Here is a 19,176-nt window from a genome sequence, read left to right on the forward strand (position 1 = left end):
ACCACAATGACGTGGTATAAGCAATTTTAGGAGCAAGAACTCTTGCTCCTCCAAAAAAAGTAAATTATTTAAGTTCGACTTTAGCGCCAGCTTCTTCAAGCTCTTTTTTAGCTGCCTCTGCCTCATCTTTGCTAACACCCTCTTTAAGAACTGATGGAGTTCCTTCAACAGCGTCTTTAGCCTCTTTAAGACCAAGACCTGTAAGAGCGCGAACAACTTTGATAACGTTGATTTTTTTATCGCCAGCATCAACTAGAACGATATTAAACTCAGTTTTCTCTTCAGCAGCTTCAACAGCAGCTCCACCAGCTGCGCCAGCTACCATAACAGGAGCAGCGCTTACGCCGAATTTTTCTTCAAATTCTTTTACCAATTCACTTAGTTCTAATACAGAAAGATTAGAAATAAATTCTAATACATCTTCTTTAGTTATTGCCATTTTAATTCTCCTAATTTTATTTTAATAATTAATTAAGCTGTTTGCTCTTTTTTCTCTCTAAGCGCATTTAAGCCGATAGTAAAGTTTTGTATCGGTGCATTCCAAACTTGCAAAAGCATTGCAATAAGCTCATCACGAGACGGCATTTTAGAAAGAGCGACAACTTTGCTAACAGAAGCAACTTCACCATCAATGTGAGCTGTTTTAATCTTGAATAGTTCGTTATTTGACTCTTCAAATTTAGCTACTACTTTTGTAACCGCTAATTGATCTTCGCCCCATACAAAAATATTTGTATCTTTAAGCTCCATACCAGATTTTCCGCAATTATTTAAAGCAATATTTGCAAGAGTATTTTTAACTACTTGAACCTTAACGTTTAACTCTCTAGCGCTATTTCTTAATGCTTCAAGTTTCTTAACGCTAAGACCTTTATAATCGCAAACAACAATAGCATCGCTTGTTTTAAATTCAGCTTCAAGGTTTGAAATAATCTCGGCTTTTTCATTTCTAGTCACTTTTTTCTCCTTTCCGACCGGCGATTTCAAGCAGAGAGAGCTAACACAAGCTCAATTAAGCGAAAAACGCCTCGGCTATCTCCAATCTAAGATATAAATTTAAATTATTTAAGATCCATAAGCTCTTGTGGCTCAAGAGTTATTGATGGACTCATTGTTAATGACAACGCAGCAGATTTGATATATCTACCTTTTGAAGCTGCTGGTTTATGTTTATTTATCATCTTAATAAAAGCTGATATATTGTCATTTAGCTGATCTTTGCTAAAGCTTACCTTGCCAAGTCCAGCATGTATATTTCCTTGTTTATCAACACGGAAATTTACTTGTCCGCCTTTTGCATTTTTTATAGCTTGAGCAACATCCATTGTAACTGTACCGGTTTTTGGATTTGGCATAAGACCTTTTGGTCCAAGCAAACGACCTATTTTGCCTACTAATCCCATTAAATTTGGTGTAGCTATAAGAACATCAAAATTTATAACGCCTTTTGCTATCTCATCTACAAAATCTTCAGCACCGACTATATCGGCCCCAGCAGCCTTTGCCTCATCCGCTTTAGCATCTTTAGCTATAACTGCTACTCTTACAGTTTTACCAGTACCAGCCGGAAGCACAACTGAGCCTCTAACCATCTGATCTGCATGTCTTGGATCAACATTGAGTTTAAGAGCTATTTCGACTGTTTCATCAAATTTAGCAGAAGCCAAAGTTTTAACTGTACTTACTGCTTCATCAAGAGTATATATTTTATCAGAATCTACTTTTTTAAGTAACTCTGAAAATCTTTTAGTAACTTTTTTTGACATCAATTTCTCCGCATTTTTAAAGTGCTACCACTAATGTTTAAAATCCCAGCGGTATAGGATCAATCAACTACAGTAATTCCCATAGAACGAGCCGAACCAGAAATTATCTTAGCTGCTTGCTCTTTATCTTTTGTATTCATATCTACAATTTTTTTATCAACAATCTCAAGAATTTGAGCTTTTGTTAATTGACCAACTTTGTTTTTAAGCGGATTGTCCGCACCTTTTGTGATACCAGCAGCTTTTTTAATAAGATCTGTAGCCGGCGGCTGTTTTGTGATAAAAGTAAAGCTCTTATCCGCATAAACTGTAATAACAACTGGAATATTATATCCAGCCATATCTTTTGTTCTCTCATTAAATGCTTTACAAAACTCCATTATATTTACACCTTGTTGACCAAGAGCTGGACCAACTGGTGGGCTTGGATTTGCTTTTGTAGCTGCAATTTGTAATTTGATTTCGCCTACAACTTTTTTAGCCATAAACTTTCTCCTTAAACTTATACTATCTTTTCAACTTGTGAATATAAAATCTCAACTGGAGTGCTTCTACCAAATATCGAAACATTTAAACGAAGCTTACCATGAACCATATCATACTCTTCAACCGTTCCATTAAAGTTAGCAAACGGACCTTCGGTAACACGAACAACCTCACCTGTTTCAAATGAAATTTTAGGTTTCGGAGCTGCTCTTTTATTAACTTTTTCTAATATCAAATTGATATCTTTATCGCTTAAAGGCGTTGGTTTCTTAGACTCACCTATAAAGCGACCGACTTTAGGAAGAGATTGAATTTTATGCCAAAGTGCTGTGTCTAGATCTAAATGTGCAAAAGCATATCCAGGATAAAGACTTCTTTCATTGATCTTCTGTTTTCCATTTTTTATCTCGATCACATCTTCAGTAGGAACAACAACTTCTAAAAGTTGCTCTTCTATACCATGATCAACGACTAAATTTTCAATCGCTCTTTTGACACTCATCTCACTACCAGCATAGGTTTGAATAGCATACCATTTATGTGCCATTTTGCATCCTTATGCAAGTTTTGATACAGTAAATGACATTATTAAATCAACCAAAGCCAAAAATAGAGAAACTATAGCTACAACAGCAAAAACTGTTATAAACGCATTTCTAATCTGTTCTTTGGTAGGAAAAATAACCTTGCCAATTTCTGCTCGTGATAATTTAAAATAACTTATAAATTTTTCCATATCTAACCTTTTGTGGCAGGGCAGGAGGGATTCGAACCCCCAACCATCGGATTTGGAATCCGGCGCTCTACCGTTGGAGCTACTGCCCTAATGGCATACAGTAAAGAAGAATGCCTTATTTAAGCTTAACTTCTTTATGGACTGTATGTTTTTTTAATCTTGGGCAATATTTTTTAAGTTCCAACTTTTCAGTTGTTGTTTTACTGTTTTTAGTTGTTGTGTAATTTATATCATTACATTCAGCACACTTCAAACCTATTTTAACTCTATTTGCACTTGCCATTTAATTTCCCTTTTATATTAAATGCGAGCCAAAGCTCGCAATTAAAATTAAGCTATTATCTTAGAAACAACACCTGAACCAACAGTTCTACCACCCTCGCGGATAGCAAATCTTGTGCCATCTTCAAGAGCAACTGGGTTGATTAACTCAACAGTGATTTTTAAGTTATCACCAGGCATAACCATCTCAGTACCCTCTGGAAGAGTGATTGATCCAGTAACATCTGTTGTTCTTACATAAAATTGTGGTCTATAGTTGTTGAAGAATGGAGTATGTCTACCGCCCTCTTCCTTAGTCAAGATATAAACTTCTCCCTCAAATTTAGTATGAGGAGTAATTGATTTTGGCTTACAAAGAACCATACCTCTTTCAACGTCTTCTTTCTTTGTACCGCGTAAAAGAACACCAACGTTATCACCAGCCTCGCCTTGATCCATTTCTTTTCTAAACATTTCAACGCCGGTAACTGTTGTAGTTTGTGTATCTCTAATACCTACGATTTCGATAGTATCACCAACTTTAACTATACCTTTTTCAATTCTACCAGTAACAACAGTACCACGGCCAGAAATTGAGAATACGTCTTCAATCGGCATTAAGAAATCTTTATCAGTAGCACGAACTGGAGTTGGTATGTAGCTATCAACAGCAGCCATAAGATCCATAATCTTAGCTGACCATTCGCCATCATTACCAGCTTTAGCTTCTTCAAGAGCTTGAAGTGCTGATCCGCTTATAATAGGAGTATCATCACCAGGGAAGTCATATTCGCTTAATAACTCTCTGATCTCCATTTCAACTAATTCTAGCAACTCTGCGTCATCTACCATATCAGCTTTGTTCATAAAAACAACTATATATGGAACACCAACTTGACGAGATAGCAAAATGTGCTCTCTAGTTTGTGGCATTGGGCCATCAGCTGCAGAAACAACTAGTATGGCACCGTCCATTTGAGCAGCACCTGTAATCATATTTTTAACATAATCGGCGTGTCCTGGGCAATCAACGTGCGCATAGTGGCGATTTTCTGTTTCATACTCAATGTGAGAAGTAGCAATTGTAATACCTCTCTCTTTTTCTTCTGGAGCATTATCGATATTATCATAATCTTTAAGCTCAGCAAGACCACGTCTTGAAAGAACAGCAGAAATAGCAGCTGTTAGAGTTGTTTTACCGTGGTCAACGTGACCAATAGTACCGATGTTTACGTGTGGCTTATTACGTGAAAATTTTTCCTTAGCCATTGTATCCTCCGTTATAAATTTTAACTTTTAAAATTTAAAGTTTGTATATCATGTATTTTCTTATTTTAACTTTTATGGAGCTCATAGTGGGACTTGAACCCACGACCTCTTCCTTACCAAGGAAGTGCTCTACCTCTGAGCCATATGAGCGTTTCTAAATAAGAAACTTCGTGTGGCAAAACAGAGTTTTACAAAAATAATACAAACACCAATAACTTAATCAACTAGAATAACTGTATAATTTAAAGAATAGTAAATTAGAATACAGCTCCCAGTCAAAATCCAAAATGGAGCGGGAAACGGGACTCGAACCCGCGACCCTCAGCTTGGAAGGCTGATGCTCTAGCCAACTGAGCTACTCCCGCAATAGCAATGGTGGTGAGACGTGGATTCGAACCACGGAAGACAAAGTCAGCAGATTTACAGTCTGCCCTCGTTGGCCGCTTGAGTATCTCACCTTAAATAAAATTTTTTTGATTGCTATAAATATCTGGTCAAACACTGTTAAAATAAATGGAGCTGGTGAACGGAGTCGAACCGCCGACCTACTGCTTACAAGGCAGTTGCTCTACCAACTGAGCTACACCAGCACCCTTAACTTGTGAGCTGGAATTATATCTTATTTTTTATACTATGTCAAGAGTTTTTAACAAATTTAATAAAAATCAATTAAGATATTAAGAATATTATTTTAAAATTTAAAAATTCCAAATTTAATAGTACTAAATATAAATTTAAATTTTAAAGCAGCCTAATTGATTACTAGGCTGCAATTTAGATTAATTTATAACTCCACAAACAAGTCTAGCACCGCCTCCACCTAAAGGTTTTGGGCTATCACTATGATTATCCGCACCTAAATGAACCATTAAAGAGTGTCCTTTTAGCTCATTTATATTTTTAATTTTTGTTGATAAAACCGGATAATTTGCATCTCCGTTTGTATCTACATATAAGGCGGGAAGATCTCCTTTATGACCATCATTATCCCAAGAAAATGAGTGTTTACCGGTATTTTGAGGATCCCAGTGACCACCAGCTTTCATACCAAGTCCTTTATCACTAGATCCGCAATCTGGGTTTGTATGAACATGAAATCCATGCATACCTGGTGCAGATAATCCAGAAAGTCTAGGAAAAAATGCAACGCCATCTGCTGTATTTATAGCTACGACTTCGCCTACGCTTTTATCTCCATTTGCGCTAAGAGCACTCATTTTGATAACGATATGATCTACGGATTTTGGATCAAAGCTATTTAATGGAGAACTTTGTTCGCCATGAGTTGCTCCAAATAAAGCAGTAGCTAGCAATGCGCTAATAAAACTTATTTTACTCATATATCCCCTTTAATTTTTAAAATATAAGAAAATTTTAACAGTAATTATTAAATAGAGAATAAATTAATGAAATACTAAAACTAATTAAACTATAATTTTTATTGATTTAAATAAATATAAAGTGTAGTGGCGGACAGAGAGGGATTTGAACCCTCGAAGCCCGATTAAGACTTGCACCCTTAGCAGGGGTGTGGTTTCAGCCGCTCACCCATCTGTCCATAAAAAGTGAAATGAAATTATACTTTTTAATTCCTTATATTATGCTTAATTTAGCTTTAAGTTATATTATATAGGATTTTTTCAGTAATTTCTCTTGGATTTTTAGATTGATATATAGGTCGTCCTACAACTATAAAATCCGATTTGTTGCTCATCGCTGTTTTTAAATTTGCTACTCTCTTTTGATCATCATTTGACTCGCCAAAAGGTCTAATTCCAGGAGTAAGAGTAAGAAAATTGCTACTAGTAGCATTTTTTATATCTAAGCTCTCATAAACAGAACATACCATTCCATCAAGACCGCATTCATAAGAAATTTTTGAAAATTTAACTACACTTTCTTTGATATGCGCTGCATAAATCTCACTAAAACTCTCTTCATCAAAACTAGTTAGAGCAGAAACCGCCAACACCAAAGGACGATTATTTAATTTCGACAATCTCTCCATAACACTATTCATAGCAACTCTTCCGGCGCTTGCATGGATATTTATCATATCTGCGCCTATTTGTGAGATAACCTCACAAGCATCAGCCATAGTATTTGGTATATCATGCACTTTGAGATCTAAAAATATTTTAAAATCATCTACATTTTTAAGTTCATTTATAAATTTAAAACCATCTCTTAAATAAGCTCTAAGTCCGACTTTAAGCCATACGTCAAGACCTTTTAGCTCTCTTGCCACTCTTAAACACTCATCAGAGTTCACAAGATCTAATGCTACGCATAATTTCATTAGTTCACCTTACTTATAGCATCAAGTACGCCATTTATAAATCTTGTAGATGAATCCGAGCCAAGCTCATTTGCCAACAAAATTGCTTCGTTAATCACTATCGCACTTTGGGTATTAGTAAATTTAATTTCATAAGCTCCGAGTCTAAGTATAGCTCGCTCAACAGCTCCTATTTCGCCGAGTTTCCACTTTCCAAGATGAGCGTCTAACGCTTCGTCTATCAAATTTAAATTGTCTAAAACACCGTTATAAAGAGTTAGCGTAAAGCTTTTTTGATCATTTCGTATCTTTTTTTCTTCTAAAAATTCATTTGAAAACTCTTCCATCTCACTGCCCATTTCATTTGCATAAAGCAAGCTTACAACACTCTGTCTTACCTGATGTCTAGTAGCCATCTTAAGCCTTTATATTTTTATATAAATTTAAAAGCTCAACCACACTAGTCATTGCTTCAAAACCTTTATTTCCAGCTTTGCTACCTGCTCTTTCAATGGCTTGTTCTATACTATCTACAGTTAGAACTCCAAAAGTAACTGGTTTACCATATTTCAAAGTAACATTTGCTATACCTTTCGTAGTCTCAGCACTAACATAATCGAAATGCGGCGTACTCCCTCTGATAACGGCCCCAACGCAGCAAACAGCGTCCCATTTCCCACTACTTAAAACTTTTTCTAATGCCATAGGTATTTCAAATGCACCAGGTACCAAAATAAGATCTAAATTTTCTTCTTTTCCGCCATGTCTTAAAAAAGCGTCTTTTGCGCCTTCTACTAATCTATCTGTTATTATATGATTAAATCTACCATTTATTATAGCTACTTTTTCATCTCCGTTTAAATGCAGATTTCCTTCTATTATATTCATATTTTCTCCTTAATAATTCATAACTAAACAAACGAGCTTTATCCAAAGCAACATTAAATTAATTTCAACATTATAACACTAAAAACTATCAAAAATAGATAAACGCACTTTTTTATCCCTAATTTTTCATGATTAAACACTACGCCTACAAAAACGGCTCCGATTGCTCCGATTCCAGTCCAAATAGCATAACTCACCGACATGGGCAAAACTTGCATAGCATATCTTAAAAGACTAAGAGAAAAGCCGAATGTGGCCACTATAAACATGAAATTAACTATTTTTCTAATTCCGTTTGAATGTGAAAATTTATTTAGAAATACAATTCCTAAAACTTCACATCCCCCAGCCAATAAAAGAGCCAAAAGATGCATTAACTCTCACTCCTTTTTAACCCCAAAACACCAATTATCAAAGTAAATATAAAAACTATGCGCAAAAAGTCTATGCTACTTCCTCGAAAATAGTCGCTTATTATCTCCGTTCCTACTATAAAAAGAGTTCCGAATCCTATAAAAAGAGTATAAGCCACACTAGCTGGAAGATATTTAAATGCTGCCATAAATGAGAAAAAACTACAGCATATTAAAATAATTGTTATTAGATATTCTAAATTTGAATCAGCGTATTTTAATCCATAAGCCCAGCCGCCTTCTACTATGGCTCCAAATATTACGAAAAAGAGTCCCTTATTTGACATCTGGCTATAAAACCTCTTTAATATTTTTAATGTCGTTTATATTTTTTTCTAATGCTTCAAGAGTAAGCATATTGGCTCCATCGCAAAGCGCATCGCAAGGATTTATGTGAGTTTCATAGAAAAATCCATCTACTCCAACAGCTGCTGCTGCCCTTGCTAAGTACGGTACGAATCTGCTATCTCCTCCGCTAGTAGCGCCGTTTGCGCTAGGCATTTGTACGCTATGAGTTGCGTCAAATATTACCGGAGCAAATTCTTTCATGATAACCAAACTTCTCATATCTACAACCAAATTTCCATAACCGAACGTACTTCCTCTTTCGCAAAGATACACTCCGTTTTGTTTTGCGATCTCATAACCAAACTCATTAATTCCGCGTGTCTCAAGCACCTTTTTAACGCTATATTTCATAGCGTCCGGAGATAAAAATTGACCTTTTTTGATATTTACCATAGCTTTTGTCTTTGCAGCAGCTACCAAAAGATCTGTTTGCCGACACAAAAAAGCGGGAATTTGCAAAGCATCAGCGACCTGTGAAACAGGTGTTGCTTGATAACTTTCATGGATATCTGTTAATATTTTAAATCCGAATTCTTTTTTAACTTCAGATAGAATTTTACAGCCTTCTTCAAGCCCCGGTCCTCTAAAGCTGCTTATGCTTGTGCGGTTTGCTTTATCAAAACTGGATTTGAAATAAAAATCTATCCAGCCCATTTCGTTAAATTTAGACAACTTCTCGGCAACTTTAAAAACTAAATCCCTACTTTCAATGACACAAGGTCCTGCTATCAAAACCATAATTATATTTCCTAAATTTTTACCGATTATAGCCAAAATCCTATAAATATTTGCTTACTATTTCTCTTTGGCGACCAAAACTCCGCCTAAAACGATAAGGGCTATTCCGCAAAATACTATAAAATTCGGAAAAGAATCTCCAAGCATCAAACCAAAAATCATACTAAAAACAACATCGCTATAACTAACAGCTGCAACAGCTCCTGCTTTTCGGCTAGCTGCGTAAGCTTTTGTCATATAAATTTGAAACCATGTTCCGCAGATTCCCATCAAAGCTATAAATATCCAACCTTTAGTATCAGGCATTATAAAAGGGGCAAGCATAAAATCTAAATAAGAAACAGTATAAAACTCGGCTAAAATCATGCACAACAAAGGTATAAATGTGCCAAATATCATAAATGAAAGCACTATAACTCCAGTATTGTAATACTTTCTAAGCTCCCTTATACTTGTATATGCAAGAGCTGCGCCTATACCGCTTAATAATCCTATAAGATCATTTTTACTAACGCCTAAATTTGGTTGAATGATAAATAAAATTCCCAAAAAGCCTATAAAAATAGCAAACCAACCTTTGGAACTTAATTTTTCTTTAAATATAAATGCAGCCAAAAGAGCGGTAAAAATCGGACTCGTCTTTGAAAACGTGAAAGCTGCGGCTAAATTTATATTTGCTATATTGTAAAAGAACGCAAGTAGTCCAAGCGTGCCGATGACTCCACGAAAAATAAGCAAGAACGGACGCCCGCCTTTTTGATGCAGCGGTTTTTTATAAAGCGCGATAATAATAAGAATGAATCCTACTAAATTTCTAAAAAATACAACTTCGATTGAACTCATATCGCTACTTAACATCTTCGCAAATGCTCCAGTAGCAGCAAAACATATAGAAGCTACAAGCATATAATATATACCAAGGTGCCTCATTAAAAAGTGATTATACATAGATCTAACCTGCATTCATTTTTTAAATTTTATGGAAAATTTTAGTTGCAATATTACCACGATGATACATAATTTTTTATAAATTTAGCTATTTTTCGCTATAATTGAAAGTTTTAAAAGGAAAAATATGAAAAAAATCATACTAGTAGGACGTCCAAATGTCGGAAAAAGTTCGCTATTTAATCGTTTAGCAAAACAGAGAATAGCCATAACAAGTGACGTTAGCGGTACGACAAGAGATACGAATAAAGCTGAAATTTTTATTGATGATAAAAACTGTATTTTGATAGACAGCGGCGGTCTTGATGATAGTAATGAGCTATTTAAAAATGTAAAAATAAACACGCTAAATGAGGCTAAAAATGCTGATATAATCGTTTTTATGGTAGATGGAAAAAATTTTCCAGATGAAATAGACAAAAGATTTTTCTATGAGCTTTCAAATTTAAATAAACCTATAGCTCTAGTAGTAAATAAAGTCGATAGCAAAAAAGACGAAGAGAGAAGTTGGGAGTTTAACGAATTTGGCGCGAAATACATTTTTAACCTATCTGTTAGCCATAATTTAGGAACCGACGAACTACGTGATTGGATATATAAACTTATTCCTAAAAGCAAGATAAAAGCTGATACGAGTGATGATTTTGACGAATTTTTGGACTGTGTTAATGAAAACGGAGAAATGGGATTGCCGTCTGTTGATTACGAAACAAAAAATATAAAAATCGGGATAATCGGCAGAGTAAATGTAGGAAAATCAAGCCTTCTAAACGCTCTTGTCAAAGAAGATCGTTCAGTCGTAAGCAAAATCGCCGGAACTACGATAGATCCTGTTAATGAAAGCTATGTTTATGAAGATAGGGTTTTTGAATTTGTTGATACAGCAGGTATCAGAAAACGCGGAAAGATAGAAGGCATAGAAAGACTTGCGCTACATAGAACAGAAAAAATATTAGAAGAAGCAGATATAGCATTGCTTGTTCTTGATGCAAGTGAGCCGCTTACGGAGTTAGATGAGAGGATAGCCGGTCTTGGAGCTAAGTTTGAGCTGGGACTCATTATAGTTTTAAATAAATGGGATAAAGATCATGGCGAATTTGATAAAGTCGTATATGAGCTAAGAGATAAATTTAAATTTCTAGCTTACGCTCCTATCATCAGCGTTAGCGCACTCGGCGGAAAAAGAGTTCATAAACTCTATCCGCTTATACTTGAAGTTTATAAAAATTACACTCAAAAAATGAAAACTTCAAGGCTAAATGAAGTTTTAGAAGAAGCCATTAGAACTCATCCGATCCCTAGAGATCATGGAAAAATAGTTAAAATTTATTATGGAGTTCAGTTTGGATTCGCGCCTCCGAAAATCGCCCTCATAATGAATAAACCGAGGTCTTTACACTTTAGTTATAAAAGATATCTGCTAAATAAATTAAGAGAAAACTATGAGCTAAGCGGAACCCCGGTGATTTTAATACCTAAAAATCGTAGTCAAAAAGAGAGCACAGAAAATGAAAATTGATAAAAATATAGTTTTAATAGGATTTATGGGAGTCGGAAAAGGCACTATAGCAAGAGCTTTGGCTGAAAAATTAGGCGTATTTGCTATAGACGGCGATGATATGATAGAAAGTTTTGCAAATAAAAAAATAAAAACTATTTTCGAAGACGACGGTGAAGAAGCATTTCGAAAGATAGAAAAAAATTTAGCTAAATTTTTAGAAAACTCAGTAAAAGGAGCCGTTATATCCACAGGCGGCGGATTTTATAAGGTAAAAAATTTAAAAAAAATAGGCACCGTGATCTATCTAAAATCAAGCTTTGAAAAGATAATCGAGCGTTTAAAAAACTCAAGCAATAGCGAGAAAAAATTCGCCAAACGCCCACTTCTTTCAAATTTAGAAGAAGCCAAAAATATACACGCTAGTAGAGATAAAGAGTATGAGAAAAAAGCTGATTTTTCTATTTTGGTTGAAGATAAAACAGCAAAACAGATAACAAATCAAATAGTGAAATTACTAAATTCACAAAAAGCCAAAGGATAAAATTTGAGAACTTTAACAGGACTTCAACCTTCAGGAAAACTACATTTAGGAAATTATTTTGCTAGCATAAAACCTATGGTCGATACTCAAAACTTAGGCAATGACGATATGTTTATGTTTATCGCGAACTATCACGCTATGACTTCGGTAAATGAAGCAAAAAAGCTAAAAGAGAGCACTTTTGAAGCCGCGTGCGCGTTTTTAGCACTTGGCATAGATCCGAACAAATCTACATTTTGGGTTCAAAGCGACGTCAAAGACGTGCTTGAACTTTACTGGATACTAAGCCAACTAACTCCCATGGGTTTAGTCGAGCGCGCTCATGCTTATAAAGACAAAGTCGCAAAAGGATTTGAAGCTCATCACGGACTTTTTAGCTATCCTGTTTTGATGGCTGCAGACATCTTGCTTTTTAACTCAAACATAGTTCCGGTAGGAAAAGATCAAATTCAGCACGTCGAGATAGCGCGCGACATAGCTATCAAATTTAACAATGCGCACGGAGATATATTTACTATTCCTGAAGCCGGGGTTCAGCAAAACGTAGCTACAGTTCCAGGGATTGACGGAGCTAAAATGAGTAAAAGCTACGGAAATACGATAGATATTTTCAGCGATGCAAAAACACTAAAAAAACAGTGCAGTTCCATAGTGACCGACTCCACTGCTCTAGAAGCTCCAAAGCAGTGGAGAAACTGCAACATCTTTAACATAGCAAAACTATTTTTAAACACCGAAGAACAAGAGGCACTCGCAGCTAGATATGAAAAAGGTGGCGAGGGTTATGGACATTTTAAAATGTATCTAAACGAGCTTGTTTGGAACTATTTTGCGGAAGCTAGAGAAAAATTTGAATACTACTTAAGTCATAAAAACGAAGTTTATGATATTCTTGATGCTGGAGCAAAAAAAGCTAACAACGTAGCGTCCCAGACGATGCAAAAAGTAAGAGACGCTGTGGGAATTTATAGATAAAGGAAAATTATGATAAATTTAAAACTAATAGAGACGAATTTTGATGAGTTTAACGCTAAATTAAAAGTGAAAAAAGTTGATGAAGGCGTTTTAAAAAATTTACTTGATACGTACAATGAACTAAAAATCAAAAAACAAGAGTTAGAAAATCTTCAAGCCGTGCAAAACGCAAAATCAAAAGAAGTAGGCATACTAGCTAGAAGCGGCGCGGACACAACGCTACTAAAAACCGAACTCGAAGAAAATAAAAAACTTATGCAAACCGCTTCAAATTTAGTAAGCGAGCTTGAAACAAAACTAGACACGGTAGCTAGTAGAGTGCCTAACGTGATAGATGATGACGTGCCATTAGGCAAAGACGAAGACGATAACGTCTGTATAAAAACCATACTTGAGCCTAGAGAGTTTAACTTTACCCCAAAAGAGCATTTTGAGCTTGGAGAAAATCTCGGCTGGTTGGATTTTGCAACAGGAGCAAAGCTCTCAGGTAGTCGCTTTACTGTGCTTAGGAGCGATGGAGCTAGACTTAGTAGAGCTTTAGTAAATTTTATGATAGATTTCAATACCGCTAGAGGTTTTGAGCTAGTAAACGTACCGTTTTTGGTAAACTCAAACACGCTTTATGGCACAGGACAACTTCCTAAATTTGAAGAAGATCTGTATAAAATAAGAGATGAAGACTTATATCTTATTCCCACAAGCGAAGTTCCAGTTACAAACATCTACAATAACGAGATAATTCCGGTTGAAAATTTACCTATAAAAATGACTTGTTACTCAGCATGTTTTAGACAAGAAGCAGGAAGCGCGGGACGAGATACCAGAGGAATGATACGTCAGCACCAGTTTGAAAAAGTCGAGCTGGTAAGCATAAGCAAACCAGAAGATAGCGCGAAAATACTTGACGAAATGGTAAGCTGCGCTTCTGATATGCTAAAAGAGTTGGGGCTTCCTCATCGTCATATGATGCTTTGTAGCGCAGATCTTGGATTTGGTGCGGCAAAAACTATAGATCTTGAAGTTTGGCTTCCAGGACAAGGCAAATACAGAGAAATAAGCTCTATCTCAAATACCAGAGATTTTCAAGCCAGACGAGCAAAAATCAGATATAAAGACGGTAAAAAAATGCTTTAGTTCATACTCTAAATGGTTCAAGCTTGGCAGTCGGTAGAACTCTTATAGCGATCATGGAAAATTACCAAAATAGCGACGGCTCTATAAATATCCCAGAAGTTCTTAAAAAATATATGTAAGGATAAGCTTTGGCAGATGAGCAAAATGAAGTTCAAAAAGAAGAGATAGTAATACTAGAAAAAGATGATGGGGATATAACTCCGCTTGAAGATCTAGATAAAAAAGAGGAGCAGGTAGAAACTCCGAAACCGCAAAAAAAACCTAAAAAAAATATTTTTATAATAGCAGCCGCAAGCGGTGCAATAGCTTTAATTTTGTTGATTGCGATTATTTTATTACTAAAAAAAGATGAAACAAAAGAGCAACCAACTAAAAATTTAGAGCAGCCCAAACAGACGCAAGTCATAACGCAAAAATTTAGCCCATCAAAAATCGATGATATGCTAAAAAAAGCAAACAGTCTCTATGAAAGCGGAAATAAATTCGAAGCACTCAAAATTTATGAAAACGTAGCAATATATAATGAAGCCTTATCGAATTACAATCTTGGCGTATCTCAAATGAATCAATCAAAATTTGAAGACGCGATCAGTTCATTTAAAAAAGCTATAGAAAACAATGAAAACACTTCCGTAAGCGCTCTAAACGCTGCCGTAAGTGCACTTGAGATAAATAACGAACCGTTGTTTAAATACTATATAGAATTAGCAAATGCTTTTTTAAGTAAAGAATCAGACTCTAGTTTATACGACTATTATAACGCGTTAATAAACTACTACAAAGGCTACTATATAGAAGCTTTGCATATATTAGATAGCTCAAAAAATCGGTATTATGAAGGTCAAAAAAACTATCTTAGATCAAAAATACTAAGCTATATATATCAAGATAAACAGTCCATAAAAGCCCTTGAGAACACAAATACGTTCGATACGAATATACCTATGGGACTTTTGTATGCTAGGCTTGGCGAATATGATCTAGCAAGAAAATATCTGAACAAAGCTTTAGTTGATGAAAATAATGCCGACTCAACAAAACTTGCTTTAGCTTTAATCGATATAAAAACAGGACAATTCGGCTCTGCTGCGCTAAATTTAAAAGATATAAACGATAAAAACTCTACATTTATATCTGAAACGTATCCTATAAAAACTATATTAAATCCTGAACTGTTTGATATAAATATGGCACAAAAAAAATTCAGCGTAGATATGCTTTTTAGTAAAGACAACATATATCAGATACTATTTTATTTTACTCCATATAAAGTATTTGATGCTAAGCAGACTATAAATTACATAAGAAAAGGCGGAATCAGTGTATTTATCGATGAGAACACGCAAGCCGATGAGTATCTAAAAACAAGCGGAGCTATATCAAAAGTAAATTTAAATTTATCAAAAACTATAGCAACGGCACTAAATTATAACCTAAGAGAGGCAAATAAGGAGTTCTTAAATATTATTAAAATTTACTCGGGCCACTCGATACTCCACTATAATCTAGCACTAACTTATGCTCAACTCGGTAATTTTTCTGAGGCATATAGACACTTTATCACAAGCTACCATTTAGATTCTACAAACTATTTAGCAGGAGTTTATGCAGTTATGACATCCTCAATGATAGGAAAAGATAATAAAAAACTTATATCAGAAATACTTGATAATCTAAACGAAGATTCAAATTTAAATCAAGAAAATATATATGACTCAATGGTGCAGCTAGTACTGGGCAATAACGGTGTACTTCAAAGATGGCTTGATACGGATAATAGTACAAATATCTTAAATATAGTTTTTGATATCATAGCGGCTCAGATAACAGGCAGGAAAGATATTATAATATCAAAAACAGACAAGCTTAAAGAGATTTTACCTAATGATATTATGGCAAATATTCTTTACTCAACAGCAAGATTTACAGATAATAATATAAAAGATTACGCTAGAGATATTCAACATGGATTTTTTAATAACAATGTCAATAAAAAGGCGCTATACGGTGGAGCAAATATCATAAGAATTCAATATATCAAACTATTGCAAATAGCGGGACTTCTTAATGTAGAAAGAGATCGCATAAAATCTGATTTAGAAATTTCTACTCAAAACGCACAAAATATACTCCAAACTTTAGCTTATATAGATCTATTTACCGCAAATTTTGAAGAGTCGTACAGTATATACAATGAGCTAATAGATAATAAAAACGTAAATGATCCAAACACGCTATTCTTAGCTAGCGTAGCAAGTATAGGAGCAAGACATCCAGAAAGTGCGATTGGGTATTTAGAGCTATCAAAATTAGTAGATCCAACATCTATAGAAGATAGATTAGCTCTTGGTATGCTTTATCAAGAAGTAGGAAATATAGACGCGGCGATATCACAATACGAAAATATAGGAAATACAAGCTACAAAAGTGAATTTTTCACTTTTGAGCTGGTAAATTAATTAAATTTGGCTACTATCTATTTTTCATAGATAAGTAGCTATTTAAAGCGCTTACATATGCTTTAGCGCTTGCCATCATAGTATCAATATCAAGCCCATGACCGATTGTAGCGCAGCTTGAACCTTCAAAAACAACCTTAACAGTGATCTTTGCAAGTGCATCCTTTCCTTGCGAAACAGCATTGACTTTATAATCTTTCAACTCTCCGCTAATTCCACTGATCCTATCAATCACCTTAAATATCGCATCAGCAGTACCGTTTCCAAGAGCTGCGTCGCTTATTATATTATCGCTAAATTTGATGCTCACAGCGGCACTTGAGTGTCCGGCATTACATGAGCTTGTGCTTAAAGTTTGTATAGAGTAAATTTCTGGTATTTTTATAATCTCATGGCTAACAAGCGCTCTTATATCATCATCAAAGATCTCTTTTTTCTTATCGCATAACTCTTTAAATTTAATAAATGCTTCATTTATCTCATTATCATCAAGATCAAAACCTAAATTTATAAGTTTATCTTTGAATGCGTGTCTGCCGCTGTGCTTACCCAAAACTAAACTATTTTTCTCAGCGCCTATATCTTCAGCTTTTATGATCTCATAAGTCTGAGCGCATTTTAACATACCATCTTGATGAATACCACTTTCGTGAGCAAAAGCATTTTTACCGACTATAGCTTTGTTTGGTTGCGGCTCAATGCCTGTTATACTAGCAACCAGTCTGCTGGTGGCGTAGATCTCTTTTGTCACTATATCCGTATAAAGCGGAGCAAACTCATCACTTCTAGTTCTTATAGTCATAACAATCTCTTCAAGAGCGGCGTTTCCTGCTCTCTCGCCAAGTCCGTTAATAGTACATTCTACTTGTCTTGCACCAGCTTTGATACTTGCTAAAGTATTTGCTACAGCCAAACCTAAATCATTATGATTATGCACAGAAATAATAGCTCTATCTCCTATAAAATCTACCATTGATTTTACCATATTATATATCTCGTCTGGCATTCTAAACCCAACAGTATCAGGTAAATTCAGAGTTCTAGCTCCAGCTTCAACAACAGCAGCACAAATCTCTTTTAAAAATACTATATCGCTTCTTCCAGCATCTTCACAGCTAAACTCAACATCATCTACAAAAGTCTTAGCGTATTTTACAGCCTCGACTGCTCTTTTAATAACTTCATCCGGAGTCATTTTTAATTTATGCTCCATATGAATAGGACTCGTAGCTATAAACGTATGTATACGCCTATTTTTTGCTGGAGATATCGCTTCCCCTGCGGCTTTAATGTCTTTTTCTAAAGCCCTAGCAAGGCTTGCTATGCGAATGGAGTGAATTTGTTTTGCTATTTGATTTATAGCATCAAAATCACCGGGGCTTGCCGTGGCAAATCCTGCTTCCATAACATCAACACCTAAGCGCTCAAGCTGCAATGCGATCTGAATTTTCTCTTCAGTATTCATTGAAGCACCCGGGCTTTGCTCACCATCTCTTAAAGTAGTATCAAAAACTATTATTTTATTATTATCCATTTTGTTATCCTCTTTTTTAAATTTAGCATATTGCTAAGTGTAAAGATTTAAAATCACCTTGTGTTTTGTATATTGGGGTTATTAAAAAAATTAAGTTTTACAGCAGGTTAAGGAGAGAGAGTTTGTAGATAAATATATATTTTTTTTGTGAAAATGGCGTGGTCATCTGTTCTCCTTGGTTAATTTTATATTTTTAGCAAAAAATCTTGCCCATATGGCTCTAATTATACCATAAATTGTGTAAATAGTAATAAGAATTGTTGCGCTTTCTAACGGGCATAAGTATAACATAGAAAATATTATTACTAAATAAACAAGTGTTTTTAAATAATTTGCTCTTTTAAAATCAACTTTTTTAAAACTCGGATATCTAACATTTGATACCATAAGTACGGAAAGTCCGGCCATAATCACTATAAAAATAGGCTCAAAACCGTGCATAAAATCATAATTATTATAAATTCCAACCCAAAAAGCGCTCACTATAGCAGCACTTGGTATAGGAAGCCCTATAAAAACATTTGGTTCACAAGTTCCGCTCATAACATTAAATCTAGCAAGCCTTATAGCGCCAAATACTACAAACATAGCTGTTAAAAGTGCTCCGAAACGACCGAAATTATAACCTATACTGAAATAAAAAAGTAAAGCCGGAGCCACGCCAAACGCGACTAAATCAGCTAAACTATCAAATTCGACTCCGAATTTAGAAGTGGTTTTCGTAAGTCTAGCAACTCTTCCATCCAAACCATCTAATATCAAAGATAAAACTATATAAATTATAGCCTTCATATATTCACCATTAGCAGACGCTAAAATGCTGATAATACCTAAAAAAGCACTACCTGCTGTAAATAAATTTGGCAATATATATATTAATTTCGGCTTATTTTCCATTATT

General features: G+C 35.0%; 22 protein-coding genes, 6 tRNA genes and 1 pseudogene. 5 read left to right on the plus strand and 24 right to left on the minus strand.

What is annotated here, in order from left to right:
* Positions 1-64: 64 nt before the first annotated feature.
* From rplL to DQN38_RS06530, 22 genes are all read right to left on the minus strand, one after another.
* Positions 65-439: a 50S ribosomal protein L7/L12 gene (rplL, locus tag DQN38_RS06425; protein WP_002850115.1), complete on the minus strand. Its 375-nt coding sequence runs from the start codon at positions 437-439 to the stop codon at positions 65-67.
* A 32-nt stretch (positions 440-471) separates the two neighbouring features.
* Positions 472-957 (minus strand): 50S ribosomal protein L10, encoded by a 486-nt coding sequence (gene rplJ / locus DQN38_RS06430; RefSeq protein ID WP_002850117.1) that lies wholly within the window; start codon positions 955-957, stop codon positions 472-474.
* Between the two features lie 104 nt (positions 958-1,061).
* Positions 1,062-1,766, minus strand: a complete 705-nt coding sequence (rplA, locus tag DQN38_RS06435; RefSeq protein WP_002850119.1) for a 50S ribosomal protein L1 — start codon at positions 1,764-1,766, stop codon at positions 1,062-1,064.
* Between the two features lie 59 nt (positions 1,767-1,825).
* Entirely contained in the window at positions 1,826-2,251 is a 426-nt protein-coding gene (rplK, locus tag DQN38_RS06440) for a 50S ribosomal protein L11 (protein WP_002850121.1), read from the minus strand.
* Positions 2,252-2,268: 17 nt separating this feature from the next.
* Positions 2,269-2,799, minus strand: a complete 531-nt coding sequence (gene nusG, locus DQN38_RS06445; RefSeq protein WP_002850123.1) for a transcription termination/antitermination protein NusG — start codon at positions 2,797-2,799, stop codon at positions 2,269-2,271.
* Positions 2,800-2,808: 9 nt separating this feature from the next.
* A complete protein-coding gene (secE, locus tag DQN38_RS06450) occupies positions 2,809-2,988 on the minus strand; it encodes a preprotein translocase subunit SecE (protein WP_002850125.1) in 180 nt (59 codons plus the stop codon).
* Positions 2,989-3,001: 13 nt separating this feature from the next.
* Positions 3,002-3,077, minus strand: a tRNA-Trp gene (locus DQN38_RS06455).
* Between the two features lie 26 nt (positions 3,078-3,103).
* The gene (gene rpmG / locus DQN38_RS06460) at positions 3,104-3,271 is read right to left on the minus strand and encodes a 50S ribosomal protein L33 (RefSeq protein WP_010401324.1); all 168 of its coding nucleotides are present in this window, start codon (positions 3,269-3,271) and stop codon (positions 3,104-3,106) included.
* A 47-nt stretch (positions 3,272-3,318) separates the two neighbouring features.
* Positions 3,319-4,518, minus strand: a complete 1,200-nt coding sequence (tuf, locus tag DQN38_RS06465; RefSeq protein WP_002850129.1) for an elongation factor Tu — start codon at positions 4,516-4,518, stop codon at positions 3,319-3,321.
* Positions 4,519-4,593: 75 nt separating this feature from the next.
* A tRNA-Thr gene (locus DQN38_RS06470) sits at positions 4,594-4,668 on the minus strand.
* Between the two features lie 138 nt (positions 4,669-4,806).
* Positions 4,807-4,883: transfer RNA gene (locus tag DQN38_RS06475), tRNA-Gly, on the minus strand.
* A gap of 8 nt (positions 4,884-4,891) precedes the next feature.
* Positions 4,892-4,976 (minus strand) — tRNA-Tyr (locus tag DQN38_RS06480).
* 56 nt (positions 4,977-5,032) lie between these two features.
* Positions 5,033-5,108 (minus strand) — tRNA-Thr (locus DQN38_RS06485).
* A gap of 189 nt (positions 5,109-5,297) precedes the next feature.
* Positions 5,298-5,858, minus strand: a complete 561-nt coding sequence (locus tag DQN38_RS06490; protein WP_011732164.1) for a superoxide dismutase family protein — start codon at positions 5,856-5,858, stop codon at positions 5,298-5,300.
* 127 nt (positions 5,859-5,985) lie between these two features.
* A tRNA-Ser gene (locus DQN38_RS06495) sits at positions 5,986-6,076 on the minus strand.
* A gap of 57 nt (positions 6,077-6,133) precedes the next feature.
* Entirely contained in the window at positions 6,134-6,817 is a 684-nt protein-coding gene (pyrF, locus tag DQN38_RS06500; protein ID WP_065843966.1) for an orotidine-5'-phosphate decarboxylase, read from the minus strand.
* Entirely contained in the window at positions 6,817-7,212 is a 396-nt protein-coding gene (gene nusB / locus DQN38_RS06505) for a transcription antitermination factor NusB (RefSeq protein WP_002850137.1), read from the minus strand. The genes pyrF and nusB overlap by 1 nt, the downstream gene beginning before the upstream one ends.
* A gap of 1 nt (position 7,213) precedes the next feature.
* Complete coding sequence (gene ribH, locus DQN38_RS06510; protein ID WP_002850139.1) at positions 7,214-7,684, minus strand: 6,7-dimethyl-8-ribityllumazine synthase; 471 nt, start codon at positions 7,682-7,684, stop codon at positions 7,214-7,216.
* Positions 7,685-7,737: 53 nt separating this feature from the next.
* Entirely contained in the window at positions 7,738-8,058 is a 321-nt protein-coding gene (locus DQN38_RS06515) for a DMT family transporter (RefSeq protein WP_002850141.1), read from the minus strand.
* Entirely contained in the window at positions 8,058-8,384 is a 327-nt protein-coding gene (locus DQN38_RS06520) for a DMT family transporter (RefSeq protein ID WP_002850143.1), read from the minus strand. The genes DQN38_RS06515 and DQN38_RS06520 overlap by 1 nt, the downstream gene beginning before the upstream one ends.
* Before the next feature lie 4 nt (positions 8,385-8,388).
* Complete coding sequence (gene kdsA, locus DQN38_RS06525) at positions 8,389-9,183, minus strand: 3-deoxy-8-phosphooctulonate synthase (RefSeq protein ID WP_024305412.1); 795 nt, start codon at positions 9,181-9,183, stop codon at positions 8,389-8,391.
* 57 nt (positions 9,184-9,240) lie between these two features.
* Entirely contained in the window at positions 9,241-10,131 is an 891-nt protein-coding gene (locus tag DQN38_RS06530; RefSeq protein WP_065843967.1) for a DMT family transporter, read from the minus strand.
* A 127-nt stretch (positions 10,132-10,258) separates the two neighbouring features.
* Between DQN38_RS06530 and der the strand changes: the two genes are divergently transcribed.
* From der to DQN38_RS06555, 5 genes and pseudogenes are all read left to right on the plus strand, one after another.
* Positions 10,259-11,650 carry a ribosome biogenesis GTPase Der gene (der, locus tag DQN38_RS06535; protein WP_065843968.1) on the plus strand — a complete coding sequence of 464 codons (1,392 nt, stop codon included), beginning with the start codon at positions 10,259-10,261 and terminating at the stop codon, positions 11,648-11,650.
* Complete coding sequence (locus DQN38_RS06540; protein WP_111738223.1) at positions 11,640-12,173, plus strand: shikimate kinase; 534 nt, start codon at positions 11,640-11,642, stop codon at positions 12,171-12,173. Before der ends, DQN38_RS06540 begins: the two co-directional genes overlap by 11 nt.
* Before the next feature lie 3 nt (positions 12,174-12,176).
* Positions 12,177-13,148: a tryptophan--tRNA ligase gene (gene trpS / locus DQN38_RS06545; RefSeq protein WP_065843969.1), complete on the plus strand. Its 972-nt coding sequence runs from the start codon at positions 12,177-12,179 to the stop codon at positions 13,146-13,148.
* Positions 13,149-13,157: 9 nt separating this feature from the next.
* Positions 13,158-14,401 (plus strand): annotated as a pseudogene (gene serS, locus DQN38_RS06550) (serine--tRNA ligase).
* A 9-nt stretch (positions 14,402-14,410) separates the two neighbouring features.
* The gene (locus DQN38_RS06555; RefSeq protein WP_111738224.1) at positions 14,411-16,741 is read left to right on the plus strand and encodes a tetratricopeptide repeat protein; all 2,331 of its coding nucleotides are present in this window, start codon (positions 14,411-14,413) and stop codon (positions 16,739-16,741) included.
* Positions 16,742-16,754: 13 nt separating this feature from the next.
* Here the strand turns inward: DQN38_RS06555 and DQN38_RS06560 are convergent, their stop codons facing one another.
* Both DQN38_RS06560 and pssA read right to left on the minus strand, forming a co-directional pair.
* Positions 16,755-18,275, minus strand: a complete 1,521-nt coding sequence (locus DQN38_RS06560; RefSeq protein ID WP_065843971.1) for a 2-isopropylmalate synthase — start codon at positions 18,273-18,275, stop codon at positions 16,755-16,757.
* Between the two features lie 162 nt (positions 18,276-18,437).
* A complete protein-coding gene (pssA, locus tag DQN38_RS06565; RefSeq protein WP_002850161.1) occupies positions 18,438-19,172 on the minus strand; it encodes a CDP-diacylglycerol--serine O-phosphatidyltransferase in 735 nt (244 codons plus the stop codon).
* Positions 19,173-19,176 lie beyond the last annotated feature (4 nt).

Source organism: Campylobacter fetus subsp. fetus (genome assembly GCF_900475935.1).
GTDB classification, from domain to species: domain Bacteria; phylum Campylobacterota; class Campylobacteria; order Campylobacterales; family Campylobacteraceae; genus Campylobacter; species Campylobacter fetus.

What these genes read in the sequence shown, in the direction of transcription:
- rplL (WP_002850115.1), bottom strand. Translation starts at nt 439, where the DNA reads ATGGCAATAACTAAAGAAGATGTATTAGAATTTATTTCTAATCTTTCT.
- pyrF (WP_065843966.1), bottom strand. Translation starts at nt 6,817, where the DNA reads ATGAAATTATGCGTAGCATTAGATCTTGTGAACTCTGATGAGTGTTTA.
- der (WP_065843968.1), top strand. Translation starts at nt 10,259, where the DNA reads ATGAAAAAAATCATACTAGTAGGACGTCCAAATGTCGGAAAAAGTTCG.
- DQN38_RS06490 (WP_011732164.1), bottom strand. Translation starts at nt 5,858, where the DNA reads ATGAGTAAAATAAGTTTTATTAGCGCATTGCTAGCTACTGCTTTATTT.
- DQN38_RS06515 (WP_002850141.1), bottom strand. Translation starts at nt 8,058, where the DNA reads ATGCATCTTTTGGCTCTTTTATTGGCTGGGGGATGTGAAGTTTTAGGA.
- DQN38_RS06560 (WP_065843971.1), bottom strand. Translation starts at nt 18,275, where the DNA reads ATGGATAATAATAAAATAATAGTTTTTGATACTACTTTAAGAGATGGT.
- rplK (WP_002850121.1), bottom strand. Translation starts at nt 2,251, where the DNA reads ATGGCTAAAAAAGTTGTAGGCGAAATCAAATTACAAATTGCAGCTACA.
- nusG (WP_002850123.1), bottom strand. Translation starts at nt 2,799, where the DNA reads ATGGCACATAAATGGTATGCTATTCAAACCTATGCTGGTAGTGAGATG.
- rpmG (WP_010401324.1), bottom strand. Translation starts at nt 3,271, where the DNA reads ATGGCAAGTGCAAATAGAGTTAAAATAGGTTTGAAGTGTGCTGAATGT.
- nusB (WP_002850137.1), bottom strand. Translation starts at nt 7,212, where the DNA reads ATGGCTACTAGACATCAGGTAAGACAGAGTGTTGTAAGCTTGCTTTAT.
- pssA (WP_002850161.1), bottom strand. Translation starts at nt 19,172, where the DNA reads ATGGAAAATAAGCCGAAATTAATATATATATTGCCAAATTTATTTACA.
- ribH (WP_002850139.1), bottom strand. Translation starts at nt 7,684, where the DNA reads ATGAATATAATAGAAGGAAATCTGCATTTAAACGGAGATGAAAAAGTA.
- tuf (WP_002850129.1), bottom strand. Translation starts at nt 4,518, where the DNA reads ATGGCTAAGGAAAAATTTTCACGTAATAAGCCACACGTAAACATCGGT.
- DQN38_RS06540 (WP_111738223.1), top strand. Translation starts at nt 11,640, where the DNA reads ATGAAAATTGATAAAAATATAGTTTTAATAGGATTTATGGGAGTCGGA.
- secE (WP_002850125.1), bottom strand. Translation starts at nt 2,988, where the DNA reads ATGGAAAAATTTATAAGTTATTTTAAATTATCACGAGCAGAAATTGGC.
- rplA (WP_002850119.1), bottom strand. Translation starts at nt 1,766, where the DNA reads ATGTCAAAAAAAGTTACTAAAAGATTTTCAGAGTTACTTAAAAAAGTA.
- kdsA (WP_024305412.1), bottom strand. Translation starts at nt 9,183, where the DNA reads ATGGTTTTGATAGCAGGACCTTGTGTCATTGAAAGTAGGGATTTAGTT.
- DQN38_RS06530 (WP_065843967.1), bottom strand. Translation starts at nt 10,131, where the DNA reads ATGTATAATCACTTTTTAATGAGGCACCTTGGTATATATTATATGCTT.
- DQN38_RS06520 (WP_002850143.1), bottom strand. Translation starts at nt 8,384, where the DNA reads ATGTCAAATAAGGGACTCTTTTTCGTAATATTTGGAGCCATAGTAGAA.